Source organism: Candidatus Enterovibrio escicola, from assembly GCF_002464935.1.
Lineage (GTDB): Bacteria > Pseudomonadota > Gammaproteobacteria > Enterobacterales > Vibrionaceae > Enterovibrio > Enterovibrio escicola.
This window is the reverse complement of sequence record NZ_NBYY01000025.1, coordinates 1-25,926: the sequence shown is the minus strand read 5'-3', so window position 1 is coordinate 25,926 and position 25,926 is coordinate 1. Positions and strand designations below refer to the sequence as shown.

Below are 25,926 nucleotides of genomic sequence, written 5' to 3'. Positions count from 1 at the left end.
GGTAAAAAGCCAAGTTCTTCTTGGCTTTTTATATGTGCCATGAGAATATAAGAGTGCGAATGATTCTGTGTAATTGTCATCTGATATACCTATACCTATGCTTACTCCTTTTATCAGAAGAGTTTGCCAGAGGTGGATTGATTAACCTCAGATCTGCATAAACGCGTGCTTATCAAGCTAAGCCATCCTGATATTTGGCTTCTGTGATTGAAATGAATACGCGATGAGCCCTGCCAGCAAGTTGACCATAACGCTGATATAACTATGGTGCCGAGAATGCTCGATTTTGTATATGTTTGTTAGTTGGTCAAAAACGGTTTCAATAATAAATCGTTTCCGGAGCATCAAGCGATCTCATAGTTTTTCACTTTAGGTTTCATATTCTTTTTCATACCCGTTATCAGTGTCACTCCCTTGTCTGTAAGTTCCCACTCCAATGAACCATTGATATAACCTTTGTCTCCGAATAAACACCCCAAATCTTGTCAGTTATTTTCGAAATAGGTTTTTTATCATCCACGTTAGCCGTCGTCACTTTGACTAAGGTAATGCTACCTTGATCATTGATAATAAGGTGTAATTTGAAATTGTAGAACCACCTCGTCGTTCCTTTTCCTCGCTTCGAGGTACCTTTAAAAACCTAATATCTGAGAATACGTAAGTTGTAATAAACCTGTAGCTTAGATGAATCAACGAAGATAATCCCTGTCGGTGAGTGAGGTAAGAGTAAAGTGGAACCAGAATACCTTGTATGAGTTTGAGCATTCGCATGTAGCTGACTAATTCAGAAAATTCGTTGGTGAGGTAGTGGCAAATAAAGTGGATGTAATAGGTTTTTAAATCTCTATATCCAGATTGATAGAAGGTTATCACTATCGTCATCATTTAGCTAACTGAGAGAGGAGAAGGTTTATTGCTTTGTTTGATACTGGAAGAAATTAGGTGTCCCTCCCATGGAGGGAGGAAAGTCTGGCAGAAGTCGTCGATATGGCTGAAGACAGCATTTAAATCATTCATGCCTAACTCTTTATTTAGTCAATAGTTTATTTCAAACGATTAGATCTTGACTTAGGAATTTAGTTCATTTTTTATGTGTAGGCTCAGGTTACTTAAATGAAAGTTCGTTTGCCCAGAGTATGCTCGAATGCAGGGTTACCCTGAAAAAGGACGTTGATGCTATGGAGTTCATAATTGACATTTGAAAGGAAGAGTTAACGGTATTGGTGTTATCATCAATCATAATTTTCTAACAATAAGTTTAGTAATTGTAATAGTTAATGCGGAGGTATTTTATGTAGGGATCGAACAAGATTTACTTCCGAAAGTTACAGAGTAAGCTGTGATTGTTATGGATAATGCGAGTTTTCATAAGCGTATTGACATACGGGAAGCAATTAAAGCTTGTGGTTGTACTTAGAGAGGCTTCCTCCTTTATAGTCCAGATCTTAACCAAATCGAACATAAATGGGCAGAGGTGAAGTCTATAAAAAGGAAAAAAGCTGTTCTATTGACGAGCTATTTTATTAGCATGTGGATTATGCCAATTGATTTTGATCGAGCTATATAACTACCGTTTATGTGAAATGTCATCTTTTTTAGCACATAAAAATGGTTAAAAAGCAGGGTATTAATCGAGGTGGACACCAATGTTACTTTTGCTAAAGTTTCTAACTTAAATATACATACACAGCTTGTTAGGTAGGAATAAAGAAATAAATTGTTGAACTTTCTATGCATAATGCGTATATCCGTGACTTCTCTCTAGTGTGACACATCAGTATTAATGCGATTGTTCTGATTTTAGAAAAATAATCTCTTGCTGTGTAACCACAATCCCTATTGATATACAGGAAGAAGTGTTTATCTGCGAAGTAGATGCGTAAAGTTTTTTCGTTGGTAACAAAGATAACATGCGCCATCTTGGGTCTACTTGGGAACCTCAATTGAAGGAAATAATTGATCACGCATTCGGTTGTCGTGGAAGAAAGACATTCAATCCATTTTTTAATCGGTTATACATATTCAATGTCCCATTTTAGGATACGGCAGGTTCCAATATGTACGGAATTTCATTCTAGAGAATGAACACATTATTGGCAATTTCTATATGAAATGAAAAATTTTATCCTCTGTATACGCTTGAAACGACTTAATCGGAAAACGGGTTATATATTCCATAAGGCATTGTTTTCCGAAGATCTGAACTAATCGCAATTCCTACGATTAGATTATCATGGAGTTAAGCGAGAGGTGATGATGGGAAAGAATAAGCACAAGATCAGCAACTGAAAACAATATAATCAAGCATTAGTAAGCCGTGGTTCAGTGATTTTTTAGATAGACGTCGCTGCTATTAAGGAATGGTATTGTTGAAAGCATCAGGGTCATCGTGGACGTAAGTTTATATTTTAGGATACCGAAATTGAAACGGCACTGATGGTGAAGGTATTTTTAAATTTCCTCTTCGTGGATTAGAAGGTTTTCTCAATTCGGTTTTTTATATTGATGAATGTCCCGCTGAAATCCCCTACATACACCTGCATTAGTAATGCGTTTGAAGACCGTAAAAGTTAAGTCCCATTTACCGAGTTGAGGAGCGCTCGCCCATGTCGTTATTGATGTCAAAGACCTAAAAGTATACGACGAAGGTGACTAAAAAACGCGTAAACACGGTAAAGATAAGCGATGTATCTGGCGCAAACGGCATTTTACCGTTGATGTGTCATCTCATGAGATTATTGCTGCAGAAGTTAGCCTAGTTTATGTGGGTGATAATGAGGTTTTACCTATATTACTTAGCCCATTACGACGAAAGATGCAGCAAGTCAGTGTTGATGGAGCCTATGATACAAGAGCGTGTCACTAGGTACTAAAGAATAAAGGAATAACGCTAAGTATTCCACTTCGAAGCAACGCGGGGTACTGGGATGGAGGGCATCCTAGAAATGAAGCTGTAAAGGCTTTAAAAGAGTACAAACAGTCGAAGTTAAAAAAGGATAGGGGTTATAATAAACGCTCATTAGTAGAGACAGCAATGTTTCGTTATAAAGAGTTGTTCAGCCCTAAACTTACGCTTCGTAATTACAATGCTTAAGTGAAGCGATGGCAAATATGAAAGCGATGAACAAAGTTCTAAGACTTGGTATGCCTGTTTGTCAGCAGACAAATTAAGACTGTAAAGGAGATTTGGATCAGCGCGTTATAGGCCTAATTTAATCAATAATGTCGATTTAAGTTATAATAAACTTGTTGAATACATGCTTGGGAAGCACGATAATTAAATTTAGAATTGATGGAGGATAGTTGGTTTACAATTAAATTGTATTCAGACGTACCTTATCTACACTAATCAGTGAACGTTGGTAAAATTATTGAATTAACCTGATACTAATACTTTAAACCTTTCGTCCGATATCGGATATGCTTGAGACAAAAATAATGAATAATATTCAAAGTGTTATGGGTTTTGACTATGGCACTAAAAGTATTGGTGTCGCTATTGGACAAGTGATTACTTGTACAGCACATTCATTAAAAGCCTTAAAAGCTAAGGACGGTATTCCTAGTTGGGATACTATTGAAGCCGTACTGAGAGAATGGGAACCAGATCTGATCGTCGTGGGTTTACCGCTCGATCTTCAAGGTCAAGAACTAACGATAATTACACTCCGTGTACGCAAGTTTGCCCATCGCCTAGAAGGCCGATTTGGTATCAATGTCGAGTTGCACGATGAGCGATTTACGACAGTCAGTGCGCGCTCATCCCTGTTTGAATCAGGTGGCTACCGCGCGTTAAGAAAAAGTAAAATTGACAGTCAATCTGCTGTTATCATCGTTGAAAGTTGGTTGGGGAACCAATGCAGCTAGTCTTTCTTACCCTCACTTATCTCTAATCTGAGCTACGCTCAAGAAATGAACTAAATGTCCAAGTCAAGATCTGATCGTTTGAAAAAACTATTGACTGCATAAGGACTTGAGCATGAATAATTTAGACGATGTCTTCGGCGATGTCGACGACTTCTGCCAGACTTTTCTCCCTGCATGTAAAAAACACCTCATTTCTTCCGGTATCAAACAAAGCAATAACCCTTCTCCTCTCTCAGTTAGCAAAATGATGACGATAGTGATAGCTTTCTATCAATCTGGATATCGAGATTTCAAAACCTATTTCATCCACTTTATTTTCCGCTACCTCACCAACGAATTTCCTAAATTAGTCATCTACATGCGAATGCTCAAACTCACACAAGGTGTTCTGGTTCTACTTTGATCTTATTTCACTCACCTACAGGGATTGTCTTCGTTGATTCGTCCAAGCTACAGGTTTGTTACAACTTACGCATTCTCAGACATTAGGTTTTTAAAGGTACCTAGAAGTGAGGAAAAGGAACGATGAGGTGGTTTTATAACTTCAAATTATACCCTATGATCAATGATCAAGGTGGCATTATCTTAGTCAAAGTAACGACGGCTAACGTGGATGATAAAAAGCCTGTTTCGGAAAGGACTGACGAGATTTGGGGTGTTTATTCGGAGATAAAGGTTATATCTCTGGTCCATTGGAGCGGAAACTTACAGACAAGGGAGTGACACTGATAACGGGTATGAAAAAGAATATGAAACCTAAAGTGAAAAACTTTGGGATCACTTGATGCTCCGGAAACGATTTATTGTTGAAACCGTTTTTGATCAACTAAAAAACATATCCCAAATCGAGCATTCTCGGCACCATAGTTGTATCAGCTTTATGAGCAAATTGCTGGCGGGGCTTATCGCGTATTCACTTCAACTAAAGAAGCCGATTATCAAGATGATTTGGCTTGATAAGCAAGTGTTTATGCAGATCTGAGGTTAATTAAAATTATAGCATCTAAATCGGTAGTGGATGTTACTGCAGCGACAATTGAGTTACTTATGGTATACAAAAAACCTGTCTATACGATTATGGATGATAATGATTGATAGTTTACTCATGATGAAAGATAGCAAAGACTTTGGATGTTAAGATTTACTTTGCCCATCCTTACTCTTCATGGGGAAAGAAGGGAACAGGATAATCCTAATTGGCTTTTTAGTCAGTACGTAAAGAAATGGACTGACTTAATAAGAGTCACTAATGAAGATATTAATTTCGCTGAAGCAATGATCAGTTATCGGCCTAAGGAATGTTTAGGGTTTGAATAGCCTGCCGTTATTATGAAAGAAAGGGCATTAGAAGCTTTGTTTGAGAGTAGCGAATTCCCAACTTGAATTAAGGAGTAAGCCTAGGAAAGTTATTTTTAGACATAAAACAACTTATTGAATACATAAACCCAACGGGAAATTAGCTCGCAAAGTTGGTGTTCAAAAAGAGCCCTAAAGAATACTTTGATAGAACTACTCTTTCGTATCCATTGTTAACGGTTGACGATGTTACATCGTCAACATTTAATGTGATAAGGTAATGAAACCTGCTTGGCGTAACTGCGCAAGACATTGTTCAACCAACATATCTACAGGTTGATCAGTATGTAGATGAATATCCGGTTGTTTCGGTGCTTCATAGACAGAACTAATGCCAGTAAATGCTTTAATCTCACCGGATCTTACCTTTTTATAAAGCCCTTTCGGGTCACGTGCTTCACACACTTCAAGTGGTGTATCAACAAATATTTCAAGAAACTCACCGTCAGCCATAGATTCCCGCACCAATTGTCGTTCATCGTAAAACGGAGAAACAAAGGCAGAAAGAACGATTAGTCCAGAATCCATCATTAGTTTAGCAACTTCACCTACACGACGTATGTTCTCACAACGATCATGATAGGAAAAGCCAAGATCTCGACAAAGACCAAGACGCACATTATCACCATCAAGTAAGTAGGTGTGATGGCCAAGTTGTGCGAGTTTGATTTCAAGGGCACCCGCGATAGTCGACTTGCCTGATCCAGATAAACCTGTAAACCAAATTAAGGCAGGATGCTGTTTTTTCTGTTTTGCGCGATACTTTTTATCGATCGAATATTGATGCCAAACTACGGTTTCATGCGCATGTGATGTATGCGAGGTACTCATAACGTTATCCTTATTGTCTGGAATGGAAAAAAGATAGGGATCAAACCCAATACCAGTACTGAATACACGATTGATATTGGCAATCCAATACGCAAATAATCGATTAACTGGTAATTACCAACACTATAAACCAGAAGATTAGTTTGGTATCCATAAGGTGAAATAAAGCTTGCACTGGCGCCAAAGAGTACCGCCATTATAAATGGCATGGGATCAACATTATAGCCTAGGGTAAGACTGTAAGCTATCGGAAAAGCCAAGGCGGCTGCCACATTGTTGGTGACCAGCTCGGTTAATACTAAAGTAAGAAAATACGTCGCTATTAAAGCCCCATAAACACCTAACTCATTGAACATATTAATAAATAAATCGCTCATCTGTGCAGACGTACCTGATTCAACCATTAATTGAGTTAAGCTTAGTGAGCTACCAACGATCACTACAATCTCGATTGGGAAACGTCGTTTCAATTCACCGAGATTTACTACCCCTGTTAACAGTAACACCATTAGGTAGATTGCGAGAGCATTAAGAAGTGGTACCCATTCAAGCAACGTCAGTATTAATACAGCCATAAACCCGACTAACACTCTGGTGCTCAACTCACTATCAAAGTGAAGACTCGAATCTAACCCGTTGATTAATATAAAGTTACGGTAGATCAGTTTGTTTTCTACCTTAAAAGCTTTACCTGGTACTAGTACTAAGGTATCGCCTGCCGACAGCGTGATGTCGCATAATCCCCTTTCATGTTTTTTATGGCCGTGGCGCATGGCTACCACTACCGCATCGAAATTTTCATGAAATCTGGCTTCTTTCAGGGTTTTTCCAAGTATTGACGAATTATTACTGACTACGACTTCAAGTAAATTCTGGCCATTAATATGGTTTTGACCAAATAGCATTAAGCCCTGAATTTCCTGTAAGGCCGCTATACTTTCCACATCACCATAAAATTGTAACTTATCACCTTCTTTGAGCGTTGTATTTGGATATACAGATACAATAAGATGACCATCACGCACAATTTTCATCAAGTACAAACGCCGAAGTGAGCATAATCCACTGTCTGATAAAGTTGTATTAGCTAATGGTGATCCGGCTTCTATCATTGCTTCTAGTATATAGGGTAAATCCTCTTCATTATGAACATCATAATTAGGAAGAAAATAACAAAATGAGATCAACACTAGTAAGCCACCGGTTAATACCGCCAAACCAATGAGTGACGGAGCAAAGAATCCGAGGCTTGGCATACCCATGTTTTCAACCAAGCTGTTGATAATCAGGTTGGTTGAGGTGCCTATCAGTGTCAGCGTACCACCAAGGATGGCAGCATATGACAGCGGAATAAGTAAGCGTGATGGTGCATGATATCGGTTACGTTTTACCGCGTTGATTAAGGAAACTACTACCGCAGTATTATTAGTAAACGAACTTAAAAAGGCTGTAGAAAGACTCAATTTTACTATTACTGTACTTAACCGTCTACTGGAGAGTAGACCACTGACCCAACTAACCATCCTCGTTCTTTCAAGTGCTGTAGAGGCAAGAACAAGGAGCACTAGTGTTAGTAGGGAACTATTAGTAAAGTTTCTTGCTAATTCTTCTATCGTCACTTGTCCAAATTGGAAAGCCACAAATATAGCTGCCGCAAATAGAATGGACGGTTTAACCTTGGTAAATATTAACCCTGTCGCGATCACCAGCAACAATCCCAATATCATATACTGCACCCAACTCATAAGGAATCACCCAAGAAACTTACTGATATCGCGTGTATTCCAGTCAGGAAAATATTTAAGGATCAGTGCATTGAATTCTATCTCAAAGTTTGAAATATCAGTTTCATGAGATTTGGATATTTGATTATCAAGCAGTTCAGTGATCATACCTCCACCCACAGTGACATTTGTCAAACGATCGATCAAAATAAAGCCACCAGTATCTACGCAATCTTGATATAGATCGAGTGGTACAGATTCTATTAAGCTCAATTCGCACTCGGCAATACCATTGAGATTCAAGCTATCTGTATCAAACGGATCCAGTGAGTTTGTGTCTACTTGGTAATGAATTTTACTTACTGAACCCATAGTCTTTTTACCTGCAACTTTGATGTTGTATTGGTGACCAATTTTTAGCGGAGCCTCTGACATCCAAACAATACTTGCAGAAAACTTGTTGGTAGAGGTATGCTTATCATCCACCAGCACTATCAAATCACCTCGGCTGATATCAATTTCATCCGCTAACGTCAGGGTTACGGTTTGACCAGCATGTGCATATTTTAAATCACCATCAAAGGTGACTATACGGGAAACAGTTGATATTTTACCTGAGGGTAACACCTTTACTTCATCGCCAAGACAAATTTTACCAATCGCAATCGTGCCGGAAAAACCACGAAAATTAGGGTTTGGACGATTGACATATTGTATAGGAAAACGGAACTCAGCAATGTTTTGTTGGGCACTAACATCTATAAATTCCAACATGTTCAATAGGGTTGCTCCTTCATACCATGGGGTGTGTATACTGCATTCAACTACGTTATCACCGTTAAGTGCTGACAACGGTACGAAATGAATGTCAAGTTTCTGGTTTAACTTGTCAGAAAATTTTAAATACTCTGTTTTGATATCGTAAAAACGTGATTGTTCGAAATCGACAAGATCCATCTTGTTTACAGCCACAATAAAATGACGAATACCTAAAATACTGGCTATGTAGGAGTGACGACGAGTTTGATCCAGAACACCTTTACAGGCATCAATCAAGATCACTGCCAGATCACAGGTCGATGCACCTGAGGCCATATTGCGAGTGTACTGCTTGTGTCCTGGTGTATCGGCAATAATGAACTTACGTATCTGCGTAGAAAAGTAACGATATGCCACATCAATGGTGATGCCTTGCTCGCGCTCAGCCTGCAGGCCGTCAACCAGTAATGCAAGGTTATGTTTGTCACCTGTCTTTCCAATCTTCTGGCTATCGATCTGTAGGGTGTCTAACTGATCTTTATAAATTTGGTGTGTATCGTAAAGAAGGCGACCGATTAGGGAACTTTTACCGTCATCGACTGAACCACAAGTCATAAATCGTAACAGAGATTTATTTTGGTGTTGCTCAAGATAGGCCTCAATACCAAGTTCTGTTACTTGCTGTTCAATTACGCTGTTCATGCTTAATTCCTTAGAAATATCCCTGACGTTTCTTCATTTCCATAGAGTTGAACTGGTCGTGGTCAATGGTACGTCCTTGACGTTCACTAGACGTTGTTATCAACATTTCTTCGATGATTTTTGGCAAAGTATTTGCTGTTGATTCAATTGCACCCGTCAGTGGATAACAACCAAGAGTACGAAAACGAATGCTCTTGTATACACTCTTTTCATTTTCTTGCAGCTCCATACGGTTATCATCAACCATAATCAACAGACCGTTACGTTTAACTACAGGACGTTCCTTTGCCAAATATAATGACACCATATCGATCTCTTCGAGGTAGATGTATTGCCATATATCTAATTCTGTCCAATTTGACAGAGGGAACACACGGATGCTTTCTCCCTTGTTCACTTGACCGTTATAAGTGTGCCAAAGCTCCGGACGTTGGTTCTTTGGATCCCAACGGTGATTTTTGTCACGGAAACTATAAACACGCTCTTTGGCTCGGCTTTTTTCTTCGTCTCTGCGTGCACCTCCAAAGGCTGCATCAAAACCATACTTGTTCAGTGCCTGTTTCAGGCCTTGCGTTTTCATAATGTCGGTGTGTTTTGAAGGACCGTGAACAAAGGGACTACAGCCCATCGCTACCCCTTCAGGGTTTTTGTGGATGAGAAGTTCAAAGCCATATTTTTCTGCCGTATGATCACGAAACTCAATCATCTCTTTGAATTTCCAATTGGTATCGACATGAAGTAATGGAAAGGGAATTTTTCCTGGGTAAAAGGCTTTACGCCCGATATGAAGCATGACGGAACTGTCTTTTCCAATGGAATATAGCATTACAGGATCGTAGAATTCAGCCATTACTTCACGAATAATATAGATACTTTCAGCCTCAAGTTGTTTGAGGTGAGTCATGGTCTTAACCTCCATTCTTTTATTTTCCTTAACCTAAATTAACCACGGAAGGAGCATAAAGGTCACTGGCCGTATTGAGTGCACGTTGTCCAAACCAGCTAAGCTGATCCGCAAGTTGAACGACTTCACCAACGATGATGAGAGCAGGTGAACTAACACCTCCTGCCAGTGACTCCAGATCGCTTAGTATGCCTTTAAATATTTTCTGATTGGTACGGGTACCATTCTCTATAATCGCAATTGGGGTTAGAGGGTCACGTCCGTGATGTATTAATTTTTGTTGAATGTAACCACTTTTCATTAGACCCATGTAGATAACCAAGGTCTGTCTACAGCGCGCCATTGTTGCCCAGCGAAAATTGTCGTTTTCCTTTCTCAGATGACCTGTAATGAACATTGCCGTTTGGGCGTGTTCTCGATGCGTTAGAGGGATACCGGCATAGGCGGTTGAACCTGCGGCTGCGGTAATGCCGGGTACCACTTGAAACGACACACCTGCTTCTTTCAACACTTGTAACTCTTCGCCACCACGGCCAAACATAAACGGGTCACCGCCTTTGAGGCGTACTACGCGCTTTCCCTCCTGTGCATATTTAACTAACAAGGCATTAGTTTTTTTTTGTGAAATACTGTGACAGTATGCGCGTTTACCGACACAAATTAACCGTGCATCACGGCGGCATAATTCTATGATTTCATCAGAGACCAGATAGTCGTAAAGTACCACATCAGCTTGTTGCATCAATTGCAATGCACGAAGTGTCAAAAGACTTGGAGCGCCTGGACCAGCACCAATTAAAGCCACCTCGCCTTCTGACGGTACACTCGAAGTCAGTTTCTCTAACTCGTCTTTTGCTCCTTGCTCATTACCTGCGGCAACTAGCGAGTTAAAACGTCCATTGAAAGCCATTTCCCAGAACTTTCTGCGTCTGATTAGGGTCGTCAGTTTCTTTCTTAAAGTATTGCGGAACTCGCCTGCAAGTACTGCCATTCGACCAATATGTGAAGGGATAAGAGTTTCAAGTTTTTCGCGCAATAAGCGTGTCAATACAGGGGCTTTCCCTGAGGAAGAAAGTGCAATCACAACAGGGCAGCGATCAATAATAGAGGGTAGAATAAAGCTACACTTTGGCGTATCATCGACCACATTTACTAATATATGACGAGCGTCAGCGGCTTGGAATATCAGTTGGTTCACTAATGGATTATTTGTCGCGGCAATCACTAAAAACATGGTATTAAGGTGCCGTTTGGTGAAAACTTCTTTCTGCCACACTAATTCACAGCGATCGGCTGCGTCGACCACGTCATCGTCAGCATCAGGAGCAACCACCGTCACTTCTGCACCTGCCTTCATCAGCATCCGAGTTTTTCGCCAAGCGACTTCACCACCACCAACCACCAAACAGGGTCGACCCTTTAGTTTTACAAAAATAGGTAAATAATCCATAGTGAGAACCTTTTAAATACTTTCTGTACCACTATAAAGCTATGTCGATATTACCTGAAATTATAAAATCTCATCTTTTATAACCTTTCATGCACTATCGAATATTTATCTTGTTTTCTATACCATTTTTTTAGTCATGTATTCAATAAGTAGGTTTCCGTCTAGAAAATGTACCTCTGGGAGGTAAAATGCAGCGGTGTTATATCTTAAGCTGCTCTCAACTCAAATATTCTAAAAAACATCGTTAGGCAAATGATAGCCAAGAGTGGCTCCACCACGTGTATTGAGGAAATTGCCAAGATAAAATACCTGTGTATTTCAGATGATAGAGGGCGTTATTCTTTTTGTATGGCATCCATAAATCAATAGTTGTTGCATTGATAAGCAGGCGCTTATGCAGATCTGAGGTTAACTAAATCAGGGAATTCGTTGGTGAGGTAGCGGCAAATAAAGTAGATGTAATAGGTTTTGAGGTCTCGATACCCCAATTAATGAAAAGCTATCACTATCGTCATCACTTCGCTAATGGAGAGGCAAGAAAGCTTGTTTCTTTGTTTGATACCGGAAGAAATTAGGTATTTTTCCTATGCAGGAAGGAAAGTCTGGCAGAAGTCGTCGACATCGACGGAAATGGCGTATAACTTATTAATGCACAAGGATTTGTGCAGTCAATAGTTTATTCCAAACGATCAGATCGCGACTTTGGCATTTAGTTCATTTTTTATGCGTAACTCAGGTTAAACTATAAGCCATTCGCGCATTGTGCCAGAAAATAATTATTTAGCTATATTATATACCGATTTCAATTTAAGTGTCTTTTATCGTGAAGTATGGTTTTGTTCTTATACCATTTATATCCGTGAGGATGCAGGTCTTGTAGTTATCATGCCATCTTGTCAGTGCCAGTTTATTTTCGCGTTTTTGATAAACACAACGGGTGAAAACTCAACTTCCAGTCTTAATTTAGCCATATTGGTGACGTATTTAAATGTTACAAGGTGATCTACATCGGCACTGATAGCACGGGTGTTGGCTTAGGGTTCTTAAATTTTCTGTATACGAACTACTTTCGTGAAACAGTTGCCCTTTACAACAAAACAAAAGAACATCTAGTACCGAAAATGATTGATGTGATAGACTCTAGCTGTCTGTATTTTGATGCTGAGCATAAAGACATAGCCATGGCACTTATGACCATAAAACGAATGGCCAGTGGCAACAGGATAATCCTCAAAGCTAGAGCGGAACGCAGCACAACTGACGCGTTCTTTGGCATTGCACATGCACTGATAAATAAGTCGCTCAACACCGCCGCAAACCAACGCAAATCAACTTTCGCATTTGGGCACTTAAGCATGATTGAATATTTGATTACACCTAAGGATAGCGACGAGAACCAAGAAGAAAATTTTACCAGTGTGTATAGACCCAACCTAGGTTTTGAAACGATAGATATTAGCAGTTGGATGCTTGACTATTGTGATTTATATTACAATGATAAGGCAGATTATTGGGAGCCACCGATAAATCCAGAAAGTCTATCACAATTGGCACACGCCAATGCCTACCATGGTAGCGTGCTGACCGCGCGGGCTAATTATGTAGCGGGACGATTTAAAGGAGGCGGCAATATTCGGCGCCGTCATCTTCAACAGTTTACTCGTGACTACATCCAATTTGGACATGGTGCTCTGCTAAAATTACGTGATCGCGTTGGACGTGTTATGGGGCTTTACCCCTTGCCAGCGATGTATCTGCGTAAACGTCGGAATGGTGATTTCTGGCTATTAGAACTTGATGATAATAAGCGGAAGTATAAAGCTAAAGACGTGATTTGGTTGCCGCAGTACGATCCCAAACAACAGGTGTATGGTTTACCGGATTATGTTGGCGTGTTGCAAAGTACTTTGCTTAATAAAAATAAAACCTTGTTTCGCCGTCGCTATTACAAAAATGGCGCACACATGGGTTATATCTTATATTCAACAGATCCGAAATTAAGTGGTGCCGATGAAAAGAAAATCATTGAAATGATAGCTAGTTCAAAAGGACTCGGAAGTTTCCGTAGTATGTTTATTAATATCCATGACGATCATGTACAAGGCATTCAGTTAAATCCAGCTGGAGACATTGTAACAAAAGATGACTTTAGCCGAATAAAAAGTATTACCGCACAAGACATTTTTATCAGCCACCGATTTCCACCGAGTAAATTGGGAATTGTACCAACCAACACGTCAGGTTTTAGTGATCCTGAAAAGGTAGGTCGAGAATATTTACGGGATGAGACCATTCCTGTGTGCAAAATCATCATGGATGAAATAAATAGCGACCCAGAAATAGTCAATCGAAAAGACTTACGGGTGGAATTTGATGTGACACTGCCGGTGCAGGACTAAATATTTAGTCTTTTTTATTCGTTACACTGAATTCAGGTTTGAAGTGCGACACTTTCAAATTAAGCTGATAATGACATATTTTTAAAATAGGGGCGTTGTTTTCCAAATATCTGAACTAATCTCAATTCCGACGATCAGATCATCATGGAGTTAAGCGGAAGGTGATGATGGGAAAGGCCAAGCACAAGATCAGCAACTGGAAAGAATATAATCAAGCATTAGTAAACCTTGGGTTTGTATTTTCGGATACTGGAATTGACACGGCACTGATGGTGAAATGTATTTTCAAGCGCCCACTTTGTGGATTAGAAGGTTTTTTCAATTTAGTTTTTACGTTGATGAATATCCCGCTGAAATCCCTGATATACACTTGTACATACACCTGCATGAGTAAGCGTTCGAAGACCGTAAAAGTTAAGTACTGTTTTCAGAGTCTAGGGGCTGTCGTCTACGTCGTTATTGATGTCACAGGCCCAAAAGTATACATTGAAAGTGAATGGAAAAGGCGTAAACACGGTAAGGAAAAGTGGCGTATCTAGCGTAAACTGCATTTTGCCGTTGATGTGTCTACTTATGAGGTTATTGCTGCAAAAGTTAGCCTAGTTTCTGTGGGTGACAATGAGGTTTTACCTATATTGCTTAACCCATTACGACGAAAGATACAGTAAATCGGTGCTAATGGAGCCGATGACACACGAATATGTCACCATGTATTGAAGAACAAAGGAATAACACCTAGGATTCGTTGCTCGAAGAAACACGGGGTATTGGGAGGAAGGGCATCCTAAAAATGAAGCTGTAAAAGCATTAAAAGAGAATAAACAGGCGGTGTGGAAAAGGACCGTGGTTATCACAAACTCTTATTAGCAGAGACAGCAATATTTCGCTATAAAGAGTTGCTTAGCCATAAACTTACGGTAGTTTATTTCCTCTTCCACGTTTGACTATAAGTATCGAAGTTTTTATCTGAATTTGGGCCTAGCTCAGTTCGAATAAATATGCCTTATATGGAGTCGGTTTTGGTGGGTGTTGCTATCGCTTGGAATAGGTAAGTGTCGATACTTGAGTTCGTAGATAATATTCCACCGTCTTTCTTGATATGCCAAGCTCTTTGGTAATACGCCGTTTATCTGTTAAATAAACGAATATTTTACCTCAGGTTTGTCATTTCTACATCGCTGGTAACTCAAGCTAGGATAACTAAGTTACTCACACTGAATTCGAGATGATAACAATATTACCGCTTAAAGAATCATGCAAGAGGAGTTACTTAAAGCCTTTTTCTTTTTTAATTAAATCATATGCCGCTTGTATTTCTTGGGTTTTTTGTTTCGCTAGTTCCATCATTTCTGGAGGCAAACCTTTTGCGACCAATTTATCAGGATGGTGTTCATTCATCAGTTTACGATACGCATGTTTGATATCTTTCCCACTTTTACTTGCGTCGATACCTAAAATTGTGTAAGCATTTTGAAGTCGCTTATCCGAGTAATCAGGATGCCAAGGCTGTTGATTACCACCATGGCTTTGCTGTTGGTAAAAGTGGAACGCAGCTTCTTGCATTGTTAAACGTTGTTCCAATTGATGAGGAGAAAAACCCAGCACACCAGCAACGGTATATAGGATGTGGCGTTCACTCGGATGAACATATCCATCGGCATAAGCGGCCTGTATTTGTAGCTCTAAGAAAAACTGCAGCAAATCAAACCGTTCACTACAATTACAACGTACATCATTTAGCACGTCATCCAGTGGAAAGTCACTTTCTTTACCTTCACGAAAGGCGTCTTGGGCCTGACGGCGTGACTCACCATGCAAGTCCATCCTGTCCATGATGTCTGAGGCTAATCGAATTTCATTCTTCGTAACTTGTCCCTTGGCCTTGGCCACATGACCCATGACAGAAAATGCTGAGCGAAAATACGCCTGCTGACGCTGCTGTTGATCATCACTACGAGAACCGCCACTAAAAATGACACTTTGCTTAGCCTTGTCGAACTTATGGCCTAAAAAAATGCCTAACAGCAATCCCGGAATATTCCCCAGCAGGTAGCCAAAAAATGCGCCAAGTACTTTTCCTAAAACCATCATTAATTATTCTCTATTAGTTGAATTATCTTAACTTACGCTAGACAACTGGAACCTAGCTGGTGCCGTCAAAATCAATTTGCATTATTATAAACCACATTTTATACAGCAGTATTTTCTAGGATGCAGTACAGAGTATACCAGTGCTGTACGTCAACAACAGGATTGAGTTTTTAATGTCACTGACTGCCAGAAGTTTTTTATCCTCCATGATTTATCTTGCCCTACACGCTGAAGCATTTGCGGAAAGAAATACTGTGGCACAGTACAGCCAAAAATCACTGGTGATCCCAACTGGAGTATGTCTGACTTCAGAATATTGCTATCTAGATAAAAAAGAGCAAGTGGATGATGTTCATAATACGCCTGTGATCATAGTCTCTGATCACGCGGAAGCTAAGGCGAACGTAAAAGCAATTTATCGAGGTGATGTAGTGGTGACACAAGGCCATCGCACCATAAAAGCTGACGTTGCTACTCTACGTCAGCCAGAAAATATCATCACGGCAGAAGAGAATGTCTATTTTTACGACGGTGAAATATCCGTGTATGGCAAATCATTAGAAAGTAACCTTGATACTAAAGAAACCACAGTGCTCGATGCCGAGTATAGTATGATGTGTATGCAAGGCCGAGGGAAAGCTAAGCGATTGCTTAAAAAAGGAACAATCTCCTATGAACTTGAGGCTGGTAATTATACGACCTGTCCGAACAACGATAACAGTTGGCGGTTAAGTGCTGGGAAAATAGAAAAAAAAGCAAACGAAATTTTCGCCACTCTTTATCATGCTAAGTTTGAGATTCTTGACACACCAATATTCTATTTACCTTATCTACGGGTACCAGTTGAAAGTGGCCGTTTAACGGGTTTTCTTTACCCATCAGTGCACTTGAATAACAAAGACGGTTTCACGTTAATCACCCCGTTTTATTGGAGTATTGATCCTAAGCATGACATGTTGATCACTCCGAAATACATGTCGAAACGTGGTTTGTTTACGAGAGTTGAACCTCGCTACTTAACCGATGTTGGCAAAGGTTCTATGGTATTCGAATACATTGGAAAAGATAATTTTTTTTCGGATCTTGATAGAAGTTGGGGAGTGAACTGGAAACATTCAGGATTAAAAGAACACTGGAAGTATGACAGCAACTACAGTAAAGTTAGTGAGATAGGCTATTTTAGTCGCCATAATGACTCACGTGTCGGCAAGCGTGAAGATAACACTTTGCTGCAAACTGGTGAAGTTTCCTATCGCGACAACCATTGGGACGGTACTCTGAGTGTAAGGAATTTTCAAGCTCTCAGTAACACTGCGTCAGTGTATCGTATCTTGCCTCAAATATCGTTTAACTACTACCCACCGATCACAGAAGACGGATTTGATTTTACCATACCCAGTCAAATTAGTAACTTCACGACGGATGATGACAGTAAACCGGACTCCACACGTATTCACTTGGAACCAACATTCACCTTGCCTTATAATTTGCCTTGGTTAAATGCAACGGCTGAGGGAAAAGTCCTTTACACATATTACGCTCAAAGAAATATTAAAAGTATTGAAAGTATCAACGGTACCAAACTTGAAGCCACCGTGTCACGTGTCGTACCAATGACACGATTACATGCAGGGGTTACCCTTGAGAAAGATACAAGGATCTGGGATAGCACTTACACCCAGACCTTTGAACCTCAAATGCAATATTTATTCCTTAAAAAGGTTAATCAAAGTAGCATCTATAACCCTGTTGACTACACAGTTGGCGGTTACGATACCGCTAGATTACAAACTGATTACTATGGACTCTTTCGTAGCAATCAGTTCAGCAGTGTTGATTACATCAATCCTGCAAATCAGTTCACGCTTGGAGCGACATCGCGCTTTTTTGATGACGCCTATAAAGAACGTTTTAATATTGCCTTTGGCCAGATTTATTACCTCGCTCGATACAATAATCAAAATAACACTTCAATTGCTTATTCTGCATGGGCCGTTGAAAGTGAATCAAACTTAAATGACAAGCTATTTATCCGTGGATCTGTAGAATATAATAGCTATCTAAATAAAGTACAATTTGGTAATGCTACATTAGAATATCGTAATGGCCACTTCTTTGCCCAAACTAGTTATCGCTACGTCGCAAAGCGTTACATTGCAAGTACTATTATGCCGGACAACATTAAATTGATCACTAAGGAGGGTATTTCCCAAGCGGGGTTTATCACCGGTTTTCCATTAGGAAAAGGAACCAGTCTCCAAGGACAATACTTCCATGACCTTACGCAAGACAAGATGCTAGAAAACCAGTTTGGTATTACGTATACAGCATCTTGCTGGACGATTGGTCTTAGCTACAACGAATACCAACGTGCACGTATCAATATCAATGATCCGACGAAATACGCCAACAATATTACATTGTCCTTTAGTTTATTTGGTCTAGGTGCTGGCGCTAACACTAAGTTTCGCTTTCGTGCCCCAAATCGTAATATGCTCGGATATCGGAACCCATTTGGACTTAATAATTAATGATGCAACTTTTTGAGAAGCAGATGAATAAATGTATAAATGCTATATTAACTATTGTTTTCTTAGCCGCTTCATTATCTGTGTCTGCCTCTACTAAGGAACTAGATCGGGTTATTACCGTGGTTAATGAGAGTGTCATTCTTTCTAGTGAAATTGACGCATTGAAGAGAACAGTGTCTCTGAATGTACAGGCGAAAAGCATGCCACCTGACGATATTTTGCAACAGCAAATTCTCGACCAATTGATATTGGAAGAACTGCAGTTGCAAGAAGCTACGCGTCTCAATATTCGTATTGATGATTTACGTTTAGATCAAGCTATCGAAGAAATGCATAGGGATAACAAACCTTCCATTAAACTACTACATAGTGAGTTAAAATCTAATGGAATATCTTGGTCACAATACCGGGAACGAATTCGCCGAGAGATCACTATTAGCGAAGTCCGAAATTTGCAAGTACGAAGTCGTATAAATATTTTACCGCAAGAAATTGAATCATTGGCCGCTCAATTGAATGAAAAAAACTATGCTGAAGTGGAATATCGTATTAGCCACATTCAGTTGCGATTAGATGAAAATGCTGATAAATCAGAGTATGATTCTGTAGTGACTCACGCTAATGAACTAGTTTCCTATCTTAATGCAAAACAAGATTTCACCGAACTGGCACTTGCTAATTCGAAAGGACCAAAAGCGTTAGATGGAGGTGATTGGGGATGGATGCGCCTAGAAGAAATGCCCACTATCTTTGCTGACCACATCGGTAACAACAGTAAAGGATCAATCATTGGTCCGTTTCGTAGTGGGGTGGGTTATCACATCATCAAGATCACTGATTTGAGAGGTCTTAAATCGGTCGCAGCAACGGAAGTTAATACTCGCCATATTCTGATAAAGCCTTCGATCATATTGAGTGATGAAGGCGCGAAACGCCAACTAACGCTAATGATCCAACAAATTCAAGAGGGTAAAAAGACATTTGAAGAACTAGCACAACAATACAGTATGGACTCACTATCCGCAGTAAATGGAGGCTCCTTAGGTTGGCAATCTTCTGCAATATATGCCACAGAGTTCAGAAATAAAATTGATTCCTTGCAGGAAGCTCAAATTAGTGAGCCGTTTAAAACTATTCACGGTTGGCACATTGCTGAAGTACTTGGACGTCGCCAAGCCGACTATTCTGATGCAGAAATTAAAAATCGTGCTTACCGCATGTTACTCGATCGTAAGTTCAATGAAGAAGCCCAAACTTGGCTTAAAGAACTTCGCGCTGGTGCCTATGTTAAACACGTAGAAGATAATAATGACTACAACTAGCCTCAAACGCGTTGCCATTACGCTTGGAGAACCCGCTGGTATTGGACCAGATCTTGTACTAGCGATAGCAAATGATCCGTGGCCTCAACAGCTTGTGGTCTGCGGTGACAAGGATATGTTGGCAGAACGCGCTAAACAGCTAGGGATTGATATCCTTTTTGAAGATTATAATAGCAGAACACCGCTGAAATGCCATACGCCTGGCATGTTAGTAGTTTGTGATATACCTCTTTATGATGATGTCGTACCAGGTAAACTGAATGAAGCAAATGGTCAGTATGTATTGGATACCCTCATCCGCGCAGCGCAAGGAAATATCCAAGGTGAATTTTCCGCTATCGTTACAGGTCCTGTTCATAAAGGCGTGTTAAATCGTGCAGGGTTTTTATTCAGTGGCCATACTGAATTTTTTGCTCAGTTGGCTAATGTGGATCAAGTTGTTATGATGTTGGCAACTGAAGGTTTACGCGTAGCACTCGTAACTACCCATATACCTCTAAGGCATGTATCGCAAGCTATCACAGAGGAACGTCTCTTCCAAGTGATTCGAATCTTACGTGATGACTTAATTTATAAGTTTAATATCCCTGAACCAACCATCTATGTATGTGGCCTAAATCCACATGCGGGTGAAGACGGTTATTTAGGCCGAGAAGAGATCGATGTCATTGTGCCAACACTCAATAGACTTCGTAAAGAGGGAATCAATCTGGTAGGTCCACTGCCTGCTGATACCATTTTCCAAGATAAGTACCTGAAGGATGCTGATGCCGTATTGGCGATGTACCACGATCAGGGTTTACCCGTAATAAAGTTTAAAGGATTCGGCAGGTCAGTTAACATTACTCTTGGACTGCCTTTTATTAGAACTTCTGTAGACCATGGTACCGCATTGGATCTAGCGGGCACTGGAAGTGCGGATACTGGGAGCTTGCGGACAGCGCTATCTTATGCCCTTGAGCTACTCGGTCAGCAAGCATGAGCGATAAAGTGTACCTAGGTCACCGCGTTCGTAGACGCTTTGGGCAAAACTTTCTTACCGACCCATATGTCATTGACGAAATCGTATCAACCATCAACCCCATAACTGGCGAGAATCTGGTAGAAATTGGCCCAGGTTTAGGCGCCTTGACTAAACCCATTTTAGATAAAGTAGATAAACTGATCGTGGTAGAACTTGATCGTGATCTTGCAGAACGAATGCGTAACTACCCTGAAATGGCGAGTAAACTTACTATTTATGAAGCTGATGTAATAAAATTCGATTTCAGATCTCTCTCGACACTGAAGAATCCGTTGCGGATTTTCGGCAATCTTCCTTATAACATATCTACACCGCTGCTGTTCCACCTATTTACTTTTACGGGTGCGGTGAAAGATATGCACTTTATGATGCAAAAAGAAATGGTTAATCGCTTAGCTGCGGATCCTGGTAGCAAAGCCTATGGTCGTTTGACCGTTATGGCACAGTATTACTGCAAAGTGGTACCTGTTATAGAAGTATCACCGAGCTCCTTCACACCTGCACCAAAAGTGGACTCAACTTTTGTACGTTTAATTCCACATAATGAGCTAGAGCTTCCACATCCAGCAACTAACCTAAAATGGCTCGAACGGGTATGTCGTGAAGGTTTCAATCAGCGTCGTAAAACTGTGCGTAACTGTTTTAAAAAAATGATTGATTTAGAGACACTCACTTCGCTGGAGATTGACCCTACTGCACGTCCAGAAAACCTCACGCTGGCACAATTTGTTTTGCTCGCAAACTGGATGGATGCTAATAATCTAGAAAATAATAACAAGGACCTTATTTAGGGATAGTCGTTGACTACTGTTATAATTTAGGTTGTGAGCAGTTACGTTGAAGAGCACTCTGAACTCTATAAAGAACGTTATGTATTCTTGTACACGATCACAATTGAGAACAAGGGTGACACTCACCGTCAGATGAAATACACAACCTGGAGGAGAGTTAAACAGACTAAAGTATACTCTCGCATCCTCTTTTGGCTTAGAGATGTAAATGACTCATAAACAGTTCAATGATAATGACTGATTTTATATTAAGTAACGATTGGCTGAGGGTGATTACTGTAACCATATTGCTTTGAATACTTGGCTGTGCCAACTCCACTATCAGTCGAGAAATAAAGCGCCATATTCCAAATGATTTTTTCGGTGTATACTGTTATTGCCTTACATCAACAGAGGCTAAAGAAACCCGCTACGAACGGCTGGCTTGTGGTAAGATTTCAGAGAGAACAAAGATATTCATTCATGAGCGTCTCAGTATGCATACGTCACGAGATGTGATGTGCGTCGAATAGGCTCTAAAGTACGATGTGATACTTAGTGAGAGCATCATTTACTGGTTTTGTATTGCATGCTAGGGGTAAGATCTATAGTTATTTCTGGTGTATGGGTTGGAAATAATGTGGTGTAACCTACTGATTAATCTTGCTAGATCAACAACTAACAAGGAATACACTGCATGGACAATAATCATAATATTACTGAGCTTCATAAACTAGAAAACTAGGTTAATGAATTGCTAAGCACAGCAGTTGTTGGCTCAAGCTATAGAAGACGATGTTCAATCCTTGCCAGATAATTTTACATCACTCCAAGCTAACGGAAAGCAGGTAGTGGTTCGCAATGGCCATTTGCCTGAGTGACATCTACAAACTGGGTTCGACGACATTACCGTCAAAGTTCCAACGGTTCGAGATAAAACAGGGAGCGTGATCAAGTTCAACAGCACACTGGTTCCGCCTTATCTCAAGCGAACCAAAAACATAGAAGAGCTTATTCCTTGGCTCTATCTGCGTGGGATCTTCACGGGCGATATGCAACTAGCCTTGGAATCACTCTTAGGTAAGCAAGACAAATGGTTGTCAGCAAACAGTGTTTCTCGACTCAAGCAAAAGTGGGAAGCAGAATACGACCAGTGGCATAAACGCGACCTCAATAAACGGTTGTATGCCTACATTTAGGCCGATGGTATTTACTGCAAAGTTTGGATGGATGACAAACTTTGCCTGCTTGTTGTCATCAACGTCGATGATGCCGGCCACAAGGAAGTTCTAGCCGTTGTCGATGGGTACAAGGGAGTCAGAGGTCAGTTAGCTTGAGGTTCTGTCACAGCTAACGTATTAAGGTATCAGTATCGATCCTTAACTCGCCATTGGTAATGGTGCTTTCGATTTTTAGAATGCAGTTACAAAGCATTGGCCAACGACGTCTCATTAGTGCTGCAGGGTATAAAAAACGGCCAATATATTAAACAAAGTCACAAAATCTGTACAATCAAGAATTATAGAAGTCAAAAAACGACACTGGCAATGACCTAGAAACTGATGCGAACTCCTTAGGTTAACTGGTGTAGCCTGCGAGGCTTTAAATTACTCTCGGATATCATCAAAGGCGTGAAATTTAGAGATGGCATTCGTAAAACAAACGTTAATCATCAAGATACTGTTCTGGAGGCTGTATACCAGATTTAACTATATCTCCTAGGGGTGTATGGGTGAATAGCCCTTCATCGATGTCGTTAAGCAATATACCTACACTAGTGGATAGTTATCAAGACGCCTGTTAGCGTTATGTAGAGTTCATACTCTATGAAATATGATAATGTGTCTCCATTTTATATTAAGGTCTTGCCTTTTCCCTTCCTCTATCCAGTGTTTTTCACTAAGGAGTCTCAATGGCTACGTACCTTGTAGGTGATATTCAAGGCTGCTATCTCGACCTTCGCCACTTGCTGGATACGGTTCACTTTTCATCTTCGCATGATCACCTTTACATTGTTGGTGATCTCATCGCCAGAGGGCCAGATTCTTTAGCAGTGTTGCGTTATGTTCGCGATCTTGGTGAGCATGCACATACTGTACTTGGCAATCATGATCTCCACCTCCTCGCGGTAGCGGAAGGGATCATAAAAGCAAAAGACAAAGATAAGATTCTACCTATTCTTGAAGCGCCTGATTGTGATGAATTACTGTATTGGTTGCGTCATCAACCATTACTTATCCATCGAAACATTGGCAATAATACTGCACCAGGTTTTGTCATCACACACGCCGGTATCCCACCCGTATGGGATTTACACCACGCTAAGAAATGTGCTAGTGAAGTAGAAGATATCTTGATAAGTAATCGTTATGTGTGGTTGTTACGAAACATGTACTCAGACCATCCCACTCATTGGCTAGACAGCCTTCAGAGCATAGAACGTTATCGCTACATTATCAATGCATTGACTCGGATGCGTTATTTAGATATGTCTGGTGGCTTAGATATGGTGTGTAAATTAGCACCAGAAAAGATCACAAATCAACATCTTTTCCCTTGGTTTTATGTTAAACGTAATAAACCAATGTTAGAAACGTTAGTGTTTGGTCATTGGGCGACATTAGGAGGTATCCAAGACGATAATTTACTTGGACTTGATACCGGATGTGTATGGGGTGGATCAATGACAATTGTTCGATGGGAAGACGGGAAGAGCTTCAGTCTTCCTTGCGAGATCCATGCAAATTAGTGTGTATTAAATCTGCGATCCAGCACTATAAACTCCATGCTATATTGATTTTTTTCGTCAGCGTTATAATACTCTAAATAGCTATTTACCCAATCATCTCCCCATTCAGGAAACCTAGTATCCCCGTCAATATCGGCATTAATGTGGGTAAGATATAAACGATCTGAGAGAGGTAGGCACAAAGCGTAAATTGAGCTACCACCTATGACTACCGCTTCTTGAACACCTTGGACTAATGCTAGCGCTTCCCCAACGGTAGTCACGTTATCCACACCTTCTGCTGACCATTGTGGATTCCTGCTGATCACAATATTGTGTCTTCCCTGTAATCGGTGACCGATAGATTCATAAGTTTTACGACCTATGATCACAGGCTTTCCTAACGTATTGTGTCTGAACCAACCGAAATCAGCTGGCAGATGCCAAGGTATTCCACCTTCTTTTCCTATCACTCGTCCTTTTGCCATGGCAGCAATCATACTAACCTTCATCGTCACCTTTTTTCCTTTTTCGTTACGAATGCAGTACCATCCTACATTTCAGTATTATATCTATTGAGTAAAATATCAGTCATAGCAAGTAGGGTCAATGCTAGTACCAATGCACAGTGAGATATAACGCCTTAATCACATTGCTTATTATAGTTAGACACTGATAAGTGCTATAATCCACCATTAATTTCCGTTGAATGGAGTCGGAAGTGCTACATTTCCCAATTAAGCAGCCAATACCATTTCTTTAAAAATAAGGGCAAACTGCTTAAATCCTAAATATTTCTTAGATCGATGATTAATACTTTCTGCCGGTGTTTCTTAAATATCTGAACTAATCGCAATTCCTACGATCAGATCATCATGGAATCAAGCGGGAGGTTATGATGGGAAAGACCAAGCACAAGATCAGCAACTGGAAACAATATAATCAAGCATTATTAAACTGTGGCTCAGTGACTTTTTGGATACCTCGATTGAAACGGCACTGATGGTGAAAGGTGTTTTTGAACTCCCACTTTGTAGAATTAGAAAGCTTTTTCAATGATAACACGGTTCTTTATTTGGGTATGCGGATTTAGTGATTGATTTTCACAGGATGTATTAATTGGTTTAAATCGGATTTAATGATTGACATAATAAACCAAATACACTTGTATTAAGAACGTGGAGACATTCACAGCCGAACTCAGCGGCGACTCTGAGAAGACAAGAATTTAACCATGAAAACTATCTCTATTGCTGAATTTGAAACTCTGGTAGCTCGCAACGACTGGCAGCGAGAACAAGATTGCGAAGTTTTAGAGCGTCTTGATCGTCAGGTTGAAGAGTGGAACGAAGAAAACGAATCTTTTGATCTGAACGATATTCCTCACGTTTTTGGTTTGGCTTCTAAAACCTCAACCTTAGATGGTATCAAAATTACTTACACCGAAGGCTTTAACTACGACGAATGC

The 25,926-nt window shown here is 40.2% G+C and carries 16 protein-coding genes and 5 pseudogenes; 12 read left to right on the top strand and 9 right to left on the bottom strand.

The features are described from left to right. Positions 1–177: 177 nt before the first annotated feature. Positions 178–1,017, bottom strand: a pseudogene (locus tag BTN49_RS22415) (IS982 family transposase). Between the two features lie 1,239 nt (positions 1,018–2,256). Here BTN49_RS22415 and BTN49_RS08460 point away from each other — a divergent pair. The 3 genes and pseudogenes from BTN49_RS08460 to BTN49_RS22410 all read left to right on the top strand — a co-directional run bounded on the left by BTN49_RS08460 (position 2,257) and on the right by BTN49_RS22410 (position 4,849). After that, positions 2,257–3,171: pseudogene (locus tag BTN49_RS08460) on the top strand (IS5 family transposase). A 267-nt stretch (positions 3,172–3,438) separates the two neighbouring features. Next, on the top strand, positions 3,439–3,867 hold the full coding sequence (gene ruvX, locus BTN49_RS08455) for a Holliday junction resolvase RuvX (RefSeq protein WP_097356819.1): 429 nt from the start codon (positions 3,439–3,441) through the stop codon (positions 3,865–3,867). A 112-nt stretch (positions 3,868–3,979) separates the two neighbouring features. Further along, positions 3,980–4,849: pseudogene (locus BTN49_RS22410) on the top strand (IS982 family transposase). Between the two features lie 578 nt (positions 4,850–5,427). Here BTN49_RS22410 and cysC read toward each other — a convergent pair. The 6 genes and pseudogenes from cysC to BTN49_RS22405 form a co-directional block, all read right to left on the bottom strand. Beyond that, the gene (gene cysC, locus BTN49_RS08440) at positions 5,428–6,054 is read right to left on the bottom strand and encodes an adenylyl-sulfate kinase (protein ID WP_097356817.1); all 627 of its coding nucleotides are present in this window, start codon (positions 6,052–6,054) and stop codon (positions 5,428–5,430) included. Further along, positions 6,051–7,799 carry an SLC13 family permease gene (locus BTN49_RS08435; protein WP_097356816.1) on the bottom strand — a complete coding sequence of 583 codons (1,749 nt, stop codon included), beginning with the start codon at positions 7,797–7,799 and terminating at the stop codon, positions 6,051–6,053. The genes cysC and BTN49_RS08435 overlap by 4 nt, the downstream gene beginning before the upstream one ends. Before the next feature lie 6 nt (positions 7,800–7,805). Next, positions 7,806–9,239, bottom strand: a complete 1,434-nt coding sequence (cysN, locus tag BTN49_RS08430; RefSeq protein ID WP_097356815.1) for a sulfate adenylyltransferase subunit CysN — start codon at positions 9,237–9,239, stop codon at positions 7,806–7,808. A 10-nt stretch (positions 9,240–9,249) separates the two neighbouring features. Beyond that, positions 9,250–10,158: a sulfate adenylyltransferase subunit CysD gene (gene cysD, locus BTN49_RS08425; RefSeq protein WP_097356814.1), complete on the bottom strand. Its 909-nt coding sequence runs from the start codon at positions 10,156–10,158 to the stop codon at positions 9,250–9,252. 13 nt (positions 10,159–10,171) lie between these two features. Beyond that, complete coding sequence (cysG, locus tag BTN49_RS08420; RefSeq protein ID WP_097356813.1) at positions 10,172–11,593, bottom strand: siroheme synthase CysG; 1,422 nt, start codon at positions 11,591–11,593, stop codon at positions 10,172–10,174. Between the two features lie 407 nt (positions 11,594–12,000). Further along, positions 12,001–12,243 (bottom strand): annotated as a pseudogene (locus BTN49_RS22405) (IS982 family transposase); the annotation flags it as partial. 705 nt (positions 12,244–12,948) lie between these two features. Between BTN49_RS22405 and BTN49_RS08415 the strand changes: the two are divergent. Continuing rightward, the gene (locus tag BTN49_RS08415; protein ID WP_097356864.1) at positions 12,949–13,992 is read left to right on the top strand and encodes a phage portal protein; all 1,044 of its coding nucleotides are present in this window, start codon (positions 12,949–12,951) and stop codon (positions 13,990–13,992) included. Positions 13,993–14,156: 164 nt separating this feature from the next. Beyond that, entirely contained in the window at positions 14,157–14,531 is a 375-nt protein-coding gene (locus BTN49_RS08410; RefSeq protein ID WP_097356812.1) for a transposase, read from the top strand. A gap of 727 nt (positions 14,532–15,258) precedes the next feature. On the opposite strand, the gene djlA is transcribed toward BTN49_RS08410, so the two are convergent. Further along, on the bottom strand, positions 15,259–16,083 hold the full coding sequence (gene djlA, locus BTN49_RS08405; RefSeq protein ID WP_097356811.1) for a co-chaperone DjlA: 825 nt from the start codon (positions 16,081–16,083) through the stop codon (positions 15,259–15,261). 173 nt (positions 16,084–16,256) lie between these two features. Here djlA and lptD point away from each other — a divergent pair, with 173 nt between their 5' ends. From lptD to BTN49_RS08370, 6 genes and pseudogenes are all read left to right on the top strand, one after another. Beyond that, positions 16,257–18,614 (top strand): LPS assembly protein LptD, encoded by a 2,358-nt coding sequence (gene lptD / locus BTN49_RS08400; protein WP_097356810.1) that lies wholly within the window; start codon positions 16,257–16,259, stop codon positions 18,612–18,614. 2 nt (positions 18,615–18,616) lie between these two features. Beyond that, entirely contained in the window at positions 18,617–19,936 is a 1,320-nt protein-coding gene (surA, locus tag BTN49_RS08395; protein WP_097356863.1) for a peptidylprolyl isomerase SurA, read from the top strand. Next, positions 19,923–20,918 carry a 4-hydroxythreonine-4-phosphate dehydrogenase PdxA gene (gene pdxA, locus BTN49_RS08390; RefSeq protein WP_097356809.1) on the top strand — a complete coding sequence of 332 codons (996 nt, stop codon included), beginning with the start codon at positions 19,923–19,925 and terminating at the stop codon, positions 20,916–20,918. The genes surA and pdxA overlap by 14 nt, the downstream gene beginning before the upstream one ends. After that, positions 20,915–21,751, top strand: a complete 837-nt coding sequence (gene rsmA, locus BTN49_RS08385; RefSeq protein WP_097356808.1) for a 16S rRNA (adenine(1518)-N(6)/adenine(1519)-N(6))-dimethyltransferase RsmA — start codon at positions 20,915–20,917, stop codon at positions 21,749–21,751. Before pdxA ends, rsmA begins: the two co-directional genes overlap by 4 nt. 875 nt (positions 21,752–22,626) lie before the next feature. Then, positions 22,627–22,929: pseudogene (locus tag BTN49_RS08375) on the top strand (transposase); the annotation flags it as partial. Between the two features lie 713 nt (positions 22,930–23,642). Then, the gene (locus tag BTN49_RS08370; protein ID WP_097356805.1) at positions 23,643–24,479 is read left to right on the top strand and encodes a symmetrical bis(5'-nucleosyl)-tetraphosphatase; all 837 of its coding nucleotides are present in this window, start codon (positions 23,643–23,645) and stop codon (positions 24,477–24,479) included. Here the strand turns inward: BTN49_RS08370 and folA are convergent. Then, positions 24,476–24,970, bottom strand: coding sequence for a type 3 dihydrofolate reductase (gene folA, locus BTN49_RS08365; RefSeq protein WP_097356804.1), 495 nt, complete (start codon positions 24,968–24,970; stop codon positions 24,476–24,478). The two genes, BTN49_RS08370 and folA, sit on opposite strands and share 4 nt — an antisense overlap. A gap of 722 nt (positions 24,971–25,692) precedes the next feature. Here folA and BTN49_RS08360 point away from each other — a divergent pair. Continuing rightward, a partial coding sequence (locus BTN49_RS08360; protein WP_199399503.1) for a hypothetical protein occupies positions 25,693–25,926 on the top strand: 234 nt, incomplete at its 3' end.

What these genes read in the sequence shown, in the direction of transcription:
- ruvX (WP_097356819.1), top strand. Translation starts at nt 3,439, where the DNA reads ATGAATAATATTCAAAGTGTTATGGGTTTTGACTATGGCACTAAAAGT.
- cysC (WP_097356817.1), bottom strand. Translation starts at nt 6,054, where the DNA reads ATGAGTACCTCGCATACATCACATGCGCATGAAACCGTAGTTTGGCAT.
- BTN49_RS08435 (WP_097356816.1), bottom strand. Translation starts at nt 7,799, where the DNA reads ATGAGTTGGGTGCAGTATATGATATTGGGATTGTTGCTGGTGATCGCG.
- cysN (WP_097356815.1), bottom strand. Translation starts at nt 9,239, where the DNA reads ATGAACAGCGTAATTGAACAGCAAGTAACAGAACTTGGTATTGAGGCC.
- cysD (WP_097356814.1), bottom strand. Translation starts at nt 10,158, where the DNA reads ATGGAGGTTAAGACCATGACTCACCTCAAACAACTTGAGGCTGAAAGT.
- cysG (WP_097356813.1), bottom strand. Translation starts at nt 11,593, where the DNA reads ATGGATTATTTACCTATTTTTGTAAAACTAAAGGGTCGACCCTGTTTG.
- BTN49_RS08415 (WP_097356864.1), top strand. Translation starts at nt 12,949, where the DNA reads ATGATTGAATATTTGATTACACCTAAGGATAGCGACGAGAACCAAGAA.
- BTN49_RS08410 (WP_097356812.1), top strand. Translation starts at nt 14,157, where the DNA reads ATGATGGGAAAGGCCAAGCACAAGATCAGCAACTGGAAAGAATATAAT.
- djlA (WP_097356811.1), bottom strand. Translation starts at nt 16,083, where the DNA reads ATGATGGTTTTAGGAAAAGTACTTGGCGCATTTTTTGGCTACCTGCTG.
- lptD (WP_097356810.1), top strand. Translation starts at nt 16,257, where the DNA reads ATGTCACTGACTGCCAGAAGTTTTTTATCCTCCATGATTTATCTTGCC.
- surA (WP_097356863.1), top strand. Translation starts at nt 18,617, where the DNA reads ATGCAACTTTTTGAGAAGCAGATGAATAAATGTATAAATGCTATATTA.
- pdxA (WP_097356809.1), top strand. Translation starts at nt 19,923, where the DNA reads ATGACTACAACTAGCCTCAAACGCGTTGCCATTACGCTTGGAGAACCC.
- rsmA (WP_097356808.1), top strand. Translation starts at nt 20,915, where the DNA reads ATGAGCGATAAAGTGTACCTAGGTCACCGCGTTCGTAGACGCTTTGGG.
- BTN49_RS08370 (WP_097356805.1), top strand. Translation starts at nt 23,643, where the DNA reads ATGGCTACGTACCTTGTAGGTGATATTCAAGGCTGCTATCTCGACCTT.
- folA (WP_097356804.1), bottom strand. Translation starts at nt 24,970, where the DNA reads ATGAAGGTTAGTATGATTGCTGCCATGGCAAAAGGACGAGTGATAGGA.